Origin of the sequence: Methanosaeta sp. UBA356, from assembly GCF_002496465.1 — an archaeon.
Classification (GTDB): domain Archaea; phylum Halobacteriota; class Methanosarcinia; order Methanotrichales; family Methanotrichaceae; genus Methanothrix; species Methanothrix soehngenii.
This window is the reverse complement of record NZ_DAKC01000119.1, coordinates 23,012-34,842: the sequence shown is the minus strand read 5'-3', so window position 1 is coordinate 34,842 and position 11,831 is coordinate 23,012. Positions and strand designations below refer to the sequence as shown.

Genomic DNA, 11,831 nt, shown 5'->3' with positions numbered 1-11,831 from the left:
CTCATACATCAAATATTATGATATTAATAGTATATAAACATTTCGATTGATTAGTTTTTCGAAACCCTCATATAATTACTTTCAGGATGGGCATGTTATAGACATCCCTTTCCGACTATCCTTATATATGTAGAGACGCTTTCGGATCTTGGTAGGAGAATGGGCAACTCTATTGTGGTGACAGGCGGGGCGGGCTTTATCGGCTCATATCTAGTAGAACGATTCATTAATGATGGGCATGATGTCCTGTGCCTGGACAATTTCGATAATTATTATGATCCTGCGATAAAGCAAGACAATGTGACTCGATTTAAGAACAAGGAGAATTTCACCCTCCTGAAAGGAGATATCCTGAATCACGATATGGTACATAAGGCGCTCAGTGGTGCGGATTGCGTCTTCCATCTGGCGGCTCAAGCTGGAGTGAGGGCATCTGTGAAAGATCCCATCAAAGTGCATGAGATCAACACAGCGGGAACATTGAATCTCCTCCAGGCAGCTCTTGATTGCGGCGTTCGGAAGGTGGTATATGCCTCATCCTCCTCCGTTTATGGAAAGGTGGAGTACCTCCCCTTTGATGAGTCTCATCCCAGGGTGCCGGTCTCCCCATATGGCCTCTCGAAGCTGATGGCCGAGGAGTACTGCCGGATATTCAATGAGATATACGGCCTGGAGACGGTATCCTTGAGATATTTCACAGTCTATGGGCCGAGGATGAGGCCTGACCTAGCCATTAGCATCTTCGCCAACAGGGCACTGCAGAACCTGCCTCTGGAGATCTTCGGTACAGGGGAGAAGACAAGGGATTTTACATATATCGATGATGTGGTCTGTGCCAATGTCCTGGCAATGAAATGCAATAGGGGCGTCTTCAATATCGGTAGCGGGCACAGAATTAGCGTTAAAGAGCTGGCAGAGCTCATAATCCAGCTTACAGGGAGCCGCTCGAAGGTAGTCTTTCGGGAGGATGCCAGGGGTGATGCCCAGCATACCTGGGCCAATACCGATAGGGCTAAGGCGAAATTGGGATGGTGCTCTAAGGTGGGCATCGAGGAAGGCCTCAAGAGATATATAAAATGGCTCACAACGAGGAATTCACCGGGAGCAAAAGGTTGAAAGGCGTGCCCATGATTTCAATTGTAATTCCATTATACAATGAAGAGGAAAATATACAGGAGCTTTGCAGGAGGCTGATAGATGTCCTGGATTCCATGAGAGAGAGCTATGAGGTGCTGTTCGTCGATGACGGATCTACGGATGGATCTTATGCCAGGCTCCTGGAAATTAAAAAAAATAATGAAAACATCAAAATAGTGAAATTCCGACGGAACTTCGGGCAGACGGCGGCGATTCATGCTGGCTTTGATTATGCGCAGGGTGAGATTATAGCAACTCTTGATGCCGATCTGCAGAATGATCCTCAGGACATCCCAGATATGGTAAAGAAGTTGAACTATTTAGATATGGATGTGGTTTGCGGCTGGCGTTATCAGAGGCAAGACAAGTTTCACAAGAAGATCCTGTCGCGATTTGCCAACGGCTTAAGAAGAAAGCTGACAGGAGAGACCATTCACGACTCGGGTTGCACATTGCGCGTATACCGGAAGGAAAGCGTCAGGGACCTGGACCTGTATGGAGAGATGCATCGCTACATTCCCGCTCTTCTCACCTGGCGGGGATTCAAGGTGGGAGAGCACAAGGTGGTTCATCATGAGAGGTATCGCGGCCAGACCAAGTACAACTGGAGGCGGCTGACCAGGGGATTTTTTGATCTGGTAGTGGTGGCATTCTGGCAAAGATATTCATTCAGGCCGGTGCATATATTCGGAATTTTGGGGGGGATCCTGGCAGCGGTTGGTGGCATTGTTGTCACTTATCTTGTCGCCGAGAAGCTGATCTTTGGGGCACAGCTGGCAGACAGGCCGCTATTCATCTCCTCTATACTAATGGCTATAATGGGTGTGCAGTTCATAACCACAGGAATCCTGGCGGACATAATGGTCAAGATATATTATGGCCAAAATGGGAGAAAAAACTATCTGGTGGAGAGGGTGGCTTAGGATCTATGGATGAAAAATATGCTGAAAGGTTCATCGAAGAGGAGATAAATGGTGAAAATCTCAAATAACCAGTTGAAAGCTTTCTGTTTATCTTTGGTTCTGGCTATGAGCTTGCTCCCTTTCATCCACGGATTTCACTACATTGATATTTATGCGACCAATGTTCCTTACTGGGACCAATGGGACACCATAGTTCCCTGGGTTATTCAATACCATGAGGGAAATTTCCATATTTTTAAACTAATCGGGCAGCAATGCGACTCCCGGCCTTTTGTCTCCAATGCAGCTATCTTCTTGGCCTCGTTATTTACTGATCTTGATATAAAATTTTTGTTTTATTTAGGATATATTTGCTATGCAGTTTGCATAATTTTTATAATATATTTTATTAAAAGTGATATCAGCATTGATTGTACAACCTTATTATTATTATCAATCCCTATATTTTATTATTCGTTTAATTCATATTATATGCTTCGATTTATTCAAAATATTGGAAGCGTGCAGTATCCAATAATGCTGCTCTTTTCACTGGCGACCATTTATCTATTGTATCGGTCAAAGAGTTCATATTCATTTCTGCTTATCTCCATCCTGACGGGCATTTTATGCACATTTTCTTTTGCTGCCGGATTGTCGATCTGGTTTGCAGGATTGGGCCAATTGGTTATACAAAGGATGAATAATAAAGGCTCTAAGATTCTCCTATGGATCGGCAGCGCACTTGTGGTATTTTATATATATTATGTGCATTTGGGATTCAAATCGACCGGTCCACATGGCATGAGTACATACTCTTCATTTTTGGAGTCTCTAGTTCATTATCCAATGCAAAAATTCCTATGTTTTATGGGCACATTGGGCGCAGAGGTGATACACCAAAAGGAGATCGCTTTGTACTTCGGACTGATAATCTTCCTGACCGGGATAGCGCTTGTGGTTGTGAATCGTAACTCACTGCAGCTTAATCGATTCTCTAAATGGTATGGCACATTGATGTTCGGCACCCTCACCTCAATTGAGGTGGCCCTGGCAAGGTCTGGAGATAATTCCTATTTTGGCAGTCCGGATACGATATTTTTTATCCCCGATGCCCGGCATAGTCTAGCCATTTTCCTGCCCCTGCTATGCATCTACATTTTGACCATCCTCTATGCCAGGAATGCAGCTGCAGAGGATTCGCACCATGGCGGCTCGAAAGGTCTAAAGACACTTTTCCAGGATAGGAAAAGCCAGAACCTATTTCTGCTGGGCATTGTATTTACTCTGCTATCGCTCGGCATAGTCTTGCATACTATGCCTGGATTTGAAGCGGCTGGGCTCATTTACAGCCAGCAGACAGCAAATGAGTACTACCTATATACTTATCACATTCAGACCGATGAAAATCTAAAGAATCTGAATCCAACAGTGGATGCTGTCAGGAAAAATGCAGCCCTGTTGGAGAGATATAATTTAAGCATATTTTCCAATGATCTACTTAATCCGGATGATCTTTCTCTAATAAATGAGACCCATCGCAGCAAGGGGACTTATGCTCGCATCGAATCGATAAACATTAATATAATAAATAGCACAACACAAACTGCGCCGATAGTCATAGATTTGGAAAATGGAGAGGTCGAGATCACCGGTTGGGCAATAGATAAGCGTTCTGAAGAACCAGCAGGGGCAGTCTTCATCAGCATCGATAATGAGATAAATATCCCCTCGATATACGGCCTGGAAAGGCCAGATGTATCTGAGGTTTTTAATAACGAGGATTTAAGACATTCGGGGTTTCGGGCGGTGTTTTCCTCGTCTATACTCACTCCTGGTCCACACATTGCAGTTCTCAAAATCATCCCTGAAAGCAAAGACGGATACTATCTGTCAGGCCAGACAGTGGATTTTGTCTATCTTGAATCCTTTGAAGAAGCCGCAAATGCGCCACTCAGTAGTTCCCGCTGGGGGGCGGTTTAACTGCCCTGCAAGAGGGACGCAAATGCCTATTTTTACGGACTCAGCACAATAATTCTTCTACCGCAAATCTAATATCATTTCGGCACACTATCCTTCAGAAAATGAGCGATGAATTAGAGGCAAGAGCGTGCAGTGGTTGTCTGGATCTGCCACAAGAAAATGCCGTGGAGTGGCACGAAGCCAGGGTTGCCGGGTGGGCCCTGCCTCCTGATCAAATAAAGCATATTGAAATTTTCGTAGATAAACATTGCGTCGGCGTTATGAAATTGGGAGAATCAAAGCGTCCCGATCTGAGCAGTGCTTTTCCTCACGTTCCCGGAGCAGAATCCGGTGGATTTGATGGAATTGTCTCGCTTGGCGGCAAAGAAGGTCCTTGTGAGATAGTGGTAAATGCTTTAATGTCTGATGAGACCACAGTAAAAATTGCTCAAAGGATTATCATGAATTCGTTATCTGCAATAGATAGATATCAAAGAGATTATATGCTGCAATTTATGCCCTTCAGGCCCCATCCAAATATATGGAGAAGGCTAGTTAAAAAAAAAATCAATTCCGCTATGATTCCTGATGTGATGAAAACACAGTGGTATAGTCTGGAGCAGATCGTTGATCTTCAAGAGCATCTGCTGAGACGGCTGATTTATTATTCGTATAATAATATTCCATATTATCGATCATTATTTAAAAAGCTTAATCTTTCCCCAGTAGATATAACAACCATAGACGATCTCAAAAAAATTCCTTCACTCAGCCGAGAGACGGCAATTAAGAACTATGACAAGTTGATAAATCCTGCGTATATATTAAAGACCCATCAATCTGGAGGTACTACCGGCTATCCTTTTAACTGGGCATATTCAGAGAATTGGCAGAGTTTATTCAAGAATGCGTTTTGGAGGGGCCTGGGTTGGGCTGGATTGACTCCGGACAAGAGAGTTGTCTCCATATACTCCATAAGAATTGCAGAGATAGCAGCCAAATCTCTCTTGATACAGGGTGCCTTTAACAGTAATCAGGTAAAAAACGACCTAGAACGCATAAAAAATTTTAATCCCCAATTCGCCTACTGTTATTCCTCTTCAGCCCACCTCATTGCCCGATACTTGATCCATAACTGCATCAATTTGCCTCTAGAGGGGGTGATTACCACTAGCGATCAGCTATTTTCCGATTATAGGACGGTAATTGAGGAAGCATTTCAGTGTAAAGTTTATGATAATTATGGCTGTAATGATGGGGGTGCATGGGGGGCGGAGTGCGAGGAACGAGATGGATTTCACCATGATTTTGAGCGCAGTATCATCGAATTTGATGATAATGGATTACTGCTCACCACCGACTTATGGAACTGGGCGATGCCATTTATTAGATACGAAAATGGAGATACAGGTTCTTGGATGGATGGATCCTGCCGATGTGGAAGAGCGTTGCCACGTTTTAGGATCAATGGCCGGATAAATGACTATATAATTATCCCTTCCGGAATTATACCGCCCATTGTTGTAATAGGAAAAATGAGAAACGACTATTTCGAGGATTTCAAGGTTGTTCAACATTCAAAAAAGGAAATAGAACTGATATATATAAGGAACAAAAAATATGAGAAAAATGATTGCGAAAGAGCGCTGGCTCCTATGATAGAGCTGCTGAAAGGCATGAGCATAGTGATTAGTGAGACTGATGTTATTCCACGATCATCTTCAAATAAGCAGCGTTTGGTTGAGAATAGAATCCCAGTGCATTCGAAGGATCTATTCAGAATAAAGCATCAGGCAGATAAATATAACTATTTTCCCAATTAAATCGACACTATATGCCGCCAAGTATTTATTTAGCATATATGCATTGCAAGAGACAATGAATTATCATATCCAGAGAGATGAGTACGTCTATTGATGGTGGGCATGAAAAAAGTTGGCATTCTTTACGATAACATCAGCGGAAACACTGGTGATGTGGCTATCGGCCTGAGCTTGAAAAAGATCTTGCGTGAAATCGGGGTCGATTTCGATGAGCTATTTCCTGGGAACTTCAATCCATATGATTATGATACCATTATCATAGGCGGTGGCCATCTCATACGGCCCACCCCTGATTTTTTCTATGATAAGTTCAAGGTTCCAGGTCCCCATGTTCTAAACGCAATAGGCATACTGGACTCTCCACAGGACCTCCATTACCTGGAGAATTATAGGTATTTGACTGTTAGAAGTTCCTGGGATAAGGAGAAATTGTCCTATATCAAAAAAGATGTCCATGTTGTTCCATGCACCACTATGCTCCTGGAAGATCTTGAACATATTCCGGTTAAATTGGAAGGGCCCAGCCTGGGCATTCACCTTCTTCCCCATACCTTTGATGAGGCTCAAGAAGAGAAATTTGTAGAATGGATCTCAACCTTTCCTTTCAAGATCTACTTTATACCGATAACTCACTACAATCAGGATTATATCTCCATGATGCGAATCAGCTCTAAGGTCAAAAATTCAGTTCTTCTTCCCATAATGAAACCGCTGGAGATCTTTACTCTCATGGGCAAGCTTGATTATTTCATCGGCTGCTCTTTGCATGGTGGTATCTTTGCATATATACATAATGTGCCTTTTATATTGTATAATTATAATGAAAAAATGTTTTTCTTTATGAAAGACAGAGGCCTGGACCGACTCACTTTCACCAACCTTGATGAGATGATGACTGCATTCGATCTCCTCCTTAAGGAAAAGCCGGATTATTCCAAAGAAATTTCTAAAGATCGGGACACTCTCAAAGAGCATATTAATCATCTAAAGGAGATATTGCCTTCGGGAAGTCCTTGCAATGCGGCGATCCCAGTTGATTTCTCTCAGCTAAATAGTCAGATTTCCAGCTTGCAATCCCAGTCCATTGGGCTTGAATCTCAGCTGCTTGCTTGCGAATCTCGCATCAACAACCTCAACCGTCGGCTAGAGGAAGCAAATGCCAGATCGAAAAGGCTTGAGACTCAGCGAAACTTGTATGAATCTCGCATCTCCACGCTATCTAATCAGCTTCAAGAGGCAATTATCCATTCACATGAGCTCGCAGAAATAAAAAAAAGCATTATTTGGCGCTTGACAATGAGATTTCATAAGGATTTCGTTGAGCGTATGCTTCCGCAGGGAAGCAAGCGTCGAAAAAATTACGATCTTGGGCTGAGCGGGGGACGAATTCTTATCAATGAAGGCTGGAGAAGCCTCTGGCATAAATACAAGGAGCGAAAGAGTTCAATAGGATTTGGTCCAGATCTTGATCAGCACTATACATCTTGGATCAATTCATATGATAAAATAACTGATTTGGATATCAATGCCATTCATAAAAGAATTGAGATGTTAGATTACAAACCCACGATCTCAATCATCATGCCCGTATACAATACAAAAGAAAAGCTTCTTCGATTAGCCATCGAATCAGTCCGCCAACAGATTTATCCCAATTGGGAGCTATGTATTGTTGATGATGCCTCAGATAAGGGCTCTATCCGCAAAATTATGGAAGAATATGCCCGTCGAGATAAGAAGATAAAAATTCATTTTCGAACAGAAAATGGAAATATATCAGTTGCCTCTGACGATGCCATAAAACTGGCAACTGGCGAATTTATTGGCTTCTTGGATCATGATGATGAAATATCTATTCATGCTATTTATCTTGTTGCAGAAGAATTAAACCTGCATCCTGAAGCAGATCTTATATATAGCGATCAAGATAAGATTAATGAGGACGGAGTACGCTACGACCCATATTTTAAGCCTGAATTTAACTTAGATCTGCTTCGCAGCCAGAATTATATCGATCATTTTGCAGTTTATCGATCCTCATTGATTCGGCAATTAGGTGGGCTGCGTACTGGTTTTGAGGGCAGCCAGGATTACGATCTTGTTTTGCGAGCATGCGATGCATCTTCACCAACGAAAATCTTCCATATCCCCCAGGTGCTTTACCATTGGCGAGCAACCCCAGGATCAATAGCATTGAATCCCGATGAAAAAACCTATGCTCCAACTGCCTCAAGAAAAGCGCTCATAGATCATCTTGAACGGAATGGAATTGATGCAAGGGTGGAAAGCCCATTTCCAAAGCTATCTGTTCATCGGGTAATTTATCCATTGCCTGAAAAGCTGCCATTAGTCAGTGTGATTGTTCCAACGAAAGATGGTCTAGAATATCTGAGTCGATGCCTTGATGGAGTGCTAAAAAGGACAGATTATCTAAATTTAGAGATAATTATCGTTGACAACCAGAGCGAAAAACCAGAGACCTTAGCCTTCTTTGAAGAAATAAAAGGGAATGATGCCAGGGTGAAGGTTCTATCATATGATAAATCATTCAATTATCCTGCAATCAACAACATGGCTGTTGAAAGGTCTTCCGGAGAGCTTATTTGTTTTTTAAATAATGATATAGAAATTATAAATTCCGGGTGGCTCAAGGAAATGGTTAGTCATGCCATGAGATCGGATATTGGCGCTGTTGGAGCCAAATTGTATTATCCAAATGACACAATTCAGCATGCGGGCGTTTTTCTTGGTTATCGCGGATTGGCCGGACATGTATATCGTTACATGCCTCGATATTGGTCTGGCCATTGGGCACGTGCCTCTCTAATTCAGAATTTTTCTGCGGTTACTGCTGCCTGTATGGTGATGAGGCGAAAGGTTTTTGATGAAGCTAGAGGCTTCGATGAAATGAATTTGCCGATAGTTTTTAATGATATCGACTTATGCTTGCGTATTCGTGAAATGGGCTACCGAAACTTATTCACGCCATATGCAGAACTCTATCATTGGGAGTCAGTAACTCGCGGCGTGCTTGCATACCAATCTGAAGAGGAGTATTTCAAAATGCGATGGAGAGATATCATCTTAAATGATACCTGCTATAATCCCAATCTGACCCTGGAGAAAGAAGATCTCTCGTATGCGTTTCCGCCCAGAACTCGCATGCCCTGGAATGAAATTCCAAATAGCTTGAGCGTGTGCAGCAATGTCGAAAAAACAAAATGAGAATCAATGCTCCAATCTGAGCGAGATGCCTCTTGTAAGCATAATCACCCGTACGTATAGAGGTCGTCTCGGATTTTTAAAGGAAGCCATCGAGTCGATATTGCACCAGACCTATCCCCGAATACAGTTGATTGTTGTGGAGGATGGATCAGATACTGCATCTGATTACCTTAGTACTTTAAAAATTAATAATAGTATGGATATAATTTATAGAGCTTTGCCAAAGCGTGGCCGCTGCTATGCGGGTAACCAGGGCCTAGCCTTGGCAAATGGGGAATTAGTGAATTTTCTAGACGATGATGATATTTTTTTACCTCATCATATAGAATCGCTTGTAGAGCATTTGAGAAATCATCCAGACTGCTGTGGCGCTTATTCCGTTGCCTGGACAGTGCCAACCAAAGTCATCTCTACCGATCCCTTAAGCTATAAAGAGCTTGATAAACATGTATTTATCCGCGAAGATTTCAGCCGATCAAGGCTCTGGGATTATAATTATATACCAATTCAATCTGTCTTGTTTAAGCGATCTCTTTTTATAATGCATGGAGGTTTTGAAGAATCGCTTGATTGTCTAGAGGACTGGGATTTATGGATGCGATATACACTAGAAAGCGACTTTGCATTTCTTGACAGAGTAACATCCATATTCAGAATGCCTTGTGACGAAGCGGTCATATCACATCGGCAAGATCAACATTTCAAATATATTCCAATAATAAGAGAAAGACAAAAGAGCTTAATAAATAGCCACACCTCCGCACCAAATTATAAGAAGTTAAAAAAACTCTTGCCACCCTCAAAAGGTAGAAATTTTTTCAAGAATATCTACTCGCAACTCAAGTGCATCAAGAAGGTTCCATAGGTTCGTGATTTTACTGTAAGGTGCATAAGACGATTTGGAAAAAAAATACAAAAATTTGAATTGTGAACGAGATTATTGCTGCTATATTATTCTCAGGAAGCATATGGTATGATCCGAAGAATTGTTTTTTCAGGGCGAAATGCACATGGGAAAGATATATTAGGATCTATGCAGAGTCTTCAACAAAGCTTAGCGGATGAAATAAGGGGATGATGTGACTGCAAAATTCTATTCGAAATCATTGTTGCCTCTCATTCGGAGAAGAGATGCAGAGCATGACTTATTAGTTGCTCCTCGAGCCAGCCAAGAAATAAACGATTCAGTAATTATATTATGATAAATTTTGGGATAGATATAGGATGATTTTGGCAAAGATGTCTGTATGGAAAATCGTCTCCCCGATTCAAAAATATAAATGCATAGAATCATAGGCAGATCTGGACATTTAATACTATAAAGGATGACATAGATGCAAGAGATTAATGAATCCGCTCAGAAGATTGATGGATCTGAATCCGTCTATATTCATCTCCTATCGCACCTTATAGAAGGCCAGAGAGTACTGATCATAGGGCGCAAAAAAATCAACAGGTTGTGTTCAGAAAGTGCCAAAATAGGATTTGATGTCATCGGCGCTTATACAAACGATGCAGGAGCGCCATTAGATGAAGGATCTGCAATCGGGAGTGATCTAACCAATAGAATTCAATTTCTTATTGCAGAGGGTGCAAATCTAGCATTTCACGATAGCTCATTTGATAGCGCCATTATTACAGAGGCTTTGCATACCGCAATTGACCTAAAGAAAGTTCTCGATGAAACCGCGCGAGTTGTCAGAAATGGCGGTAGAATAATTGTTTTAGTTGAAAATCGGGATCATATCTCAAGCGCAGAACATACTGAATCCATCTCTAAAGAACTATTCGATGCTGAGCTCATGCAGTATACTAGGAAGGTAACATGGCATGATTTGCCATCTGAAAAATGGCTTGTTTGCAGTATCTTTGTCCACAAGCATGATGAAAAAAGAAAGGAAAAAAATAAAATAGACATTATCATGCCTACGTTCAATGGCAGAAGATCGATTCGAAAGGCAATAGAGAGCGTGATATACCAAACATACCAAAATTGGAATCTGATTGTGGTTAACGATGGTGGCGAAGATATAAAGGATGTAATCGATGAATTTAGCGATAGTAGAATTAAATACATATGCAGTGAACATAAAGGCAAATCGCATGCTATAAATGTGGGTATCAAATGCTCATCAGGAGAATTCATCGGCTACCTGGATGATGATGATATTCTTTATCCTATTCATCTGGAAGTTCTTATAAAAGCGGCCACAGATCAGGGGTGCGACTTTATTTATGTTGACTGGTATGAGGTATGCAGAGATGAATTTGGCGGAGAAATAAAGAGATATTTTGAATATAGAAATGATGTATCACCATCAATGTTGATATTAAAAAATTATATAAATCATAAATGTATTCTTCATAGGAGATGTCTTCTTGATGAGACTGGTTTATACGATGAGGACCTAGATGTGCTCATCGATTGGGATATGATGAGAAGACTCTCCTTTACCAGTCGGCCTTGTCATATTTGGAGTGTAACGAGCGAGCACATACAATATTATAATGGTGGTGTAATTGAAAACCGGATCTCCTCTTTGTGGACTAAAGATCCTGACAAATTTAAAAAGACGTTGGAGAGGATTATCAAGAAGACTTGTGAATTGCATGCAGATGAAATGGAACTCAATGAGAGCATTTCTGAAGCAATGTTATCATTTTCTTACTATCACCAGTTTAAAATTAATCAGATATTACATGAGCGCGAGATGTCGCTAAATAAAGACAAATCTGAGCTCATCAGTCAACTCCAGTCGCTAAGTGAAACGGCGGCGACGCA

7 protein-coding genes are annotated in these 11,831 nt (G+C 41.6%); all 7 read left to right on the top strand.

Translation table 11 applies throughout. The features are described from left to right. Positions 1 to 159: 159 nt before the first annotated feature. Positions 160 to 1,116 carry an SDR family oxidoreductase gene (locus BP727_RS11670; RefSeq protein WP_286858949.1) on the top strand — a complete coding sequence of 319 codons (957 nt, stop codon included), beginning with the start codon at positions 160 to 162 and terminating at the stop codon, positions 1,114 to 1,116. Positions 1,117 to 1,127: 11 nt separating this feature from the next. Then, complete coding sequence (locus tag BP727_RS11665; protein WP_286858947.1) at positions 1,128 to 2,060, top strand: glycosyltransferase family 2 protein; 933 nt, start codon at positions 1,128 to 1,130, stop codon at positions 2,058 to 2,060. Between the two features lie 93 nt (positions 2,061 to 2,153). Next, positions 2,154 to 4,022 (top strand): hypothetical protein, encoded by a 1,869-nt coding sequence (locus BP727_RS11660; protein WP_286858945.1) that lies wholly within the window; start codon positions 2,154 to 2,156, stop codon positions 4,020 to 4,022. Between the two features lie 101 nt (positions 4,023 to 4,123). Next, positions 4,124 to 5,824 (top strand): phenylacetate--CoA ligase family protein, encoded by a 1,701-nt coding sequence (locus BP727_RS11655; RefSeq protein WP_286858943.1) that lies wholly within the window; start codon positions 4,124 to 4,126, stop codon positions 5,822 to 5,824. Between the two features lie 102 nt (positions 5,825 to 5,926). Further along, complete coding sequence (locus tag BP727_RS11650) at positions 5,927 to 9,049, top strand: glycosyltransferase (protein ID WP_286858941.1); 3,123 nt, start codon at positions 5,927 to 5,929, stop codon at positions 9,047 to 9,049. A 25-nt stretch (positions 9,050 to 9,074) separates the two neighbouring features. Next, positions 9,075 to 9,914 carry a glycosyltransferase gene (locus tag BP727_RS11645; RefSeq protein ID WP_286858940.1) on the top strand — a complete coding sequence of 280 codons (840 nt, stop codon included), beginning with the start codon at positions 9,075 to 9,077 and terminating at the stop codon, positions 9,912 to 9,914. Positions 9,915 to 10,383: 469 nt separating this feature from the next. Beyond that, positions 10,384 to 11,831: glycosyltransferase (locus BP727_RS11640; RefSeq protein WP_286858939.1), on the top strand; the 1,448-nt coding region annotated here is incomplete at its 3' end.

Coding starts and splice junctions, on each gene's coding strand:
- BP727_RS11670 (WP_286858949.1), top strand. CDS start 160: ATGGGCAACTCTATTGTGGTGACAGGCGGGGCGGGCTTTATCGGCTCA.
- BP727_RS11665 (WP_286858947.1), top strand. CDS start 1,128: ATGATTTCAATTGTAATTCCATTATACAATGAAGAGGAAAATATACAG.
- BP727_RS11655 (WP_286858943.1), top strand. CDS start 4,124: ATGAGCGATGAATTAGAGGCAAGAGCGTGCAGTGGTTGTCTGGATCTG.
- BP727_RS11650 (WP_286858941.1), top strand. CDS start 5,927: ATGAAAAAAGTTGGCATTCTTTACGATAACATCAGCGGAAACACTGGT.
- BP727_RS11645 (WP_286858940.1), top strand. CDS start 9,075: ATGCCTCTTGTAAGCATAATCACCCGTACGTATAGAGGTCGTCTCGGA.